The 572-nt window shown below is 78.7% G+C and carries 1 protein-coding gene; it reads left to right on the top strand.

Translation table 11 applies throughout. The features are described from left to right. On the top strand, nucleotides 1-572 hold a 572-nt coding region (locus KBX39_RS32595), incomplete at both ends, for a BadF/BadG/BcrA/BcrD ATPase family protein (RefSeq protein WP_282102513.1).

Below are 572 nucleotides of genomic sequence, written 5' to 3'. Positions count from 1 at the left end.
GCCGACCCGAACGGCCGCGACGCGTTCGACAGCGCCTGGGCCGAGGCGGGACTGCGCTGCCCGTACGCCGTACATGGCGACGCGCTGGTCGCCTACGCCTCCGGCACCGCCGCCCCGGACGGCACGGTGCTCATCGCCGGCACCGGCGCGATCGCCGCCCAGGTACGCGACCTGCGGCTGGACCGTGTCGCCGACGGCCACGGCTGGCTGCTCGGCGACGCCGGCTCGGGGTTCTGGCTCGGCCGCGAGGCGGTCCGCCGGCTGCTGACCGGCCTGGACCGCGCACAAGCCCCCGGCGACCTGGGCCGACGGGTGCTGTCGGAACTGACCGGCGCGACCGCTGTGGACGACCGCCCCCGTGCGACGGTCGACGCCGTGGTGCAGGCGGTGACCCGCCGACCGCCGGTGGAGCTGGCCCGGCTCGCGCCGCTCGTGGTGTCGTCGGCCCGCGACGGGGAGCCCACGGCGGTCGCGCTGATCGCCGAGGCCGCCGCGGCGCTGGCGCAGAGCGTGTCCCGGATCCGCCCGCCGGGAGCGGCCGACCCCGTGGTGCTCGGCGGCGGGCTGCTCAC

The organism is Micromonospora sp. D75 (assembly GCF_018070405.1).
Taxonomy (GTDB): Bacteria; Actinomycetota; Actinomycetes; order Mycobacteriales; family Micromonosporaceae; genus Micromonospora; species Micromonospora chalcea.
The sequence above is the reverse complement of the archived record's forward strand: the minus strand, read 5'-3'. Positions and strand labels throughout refer to the sequence as shown.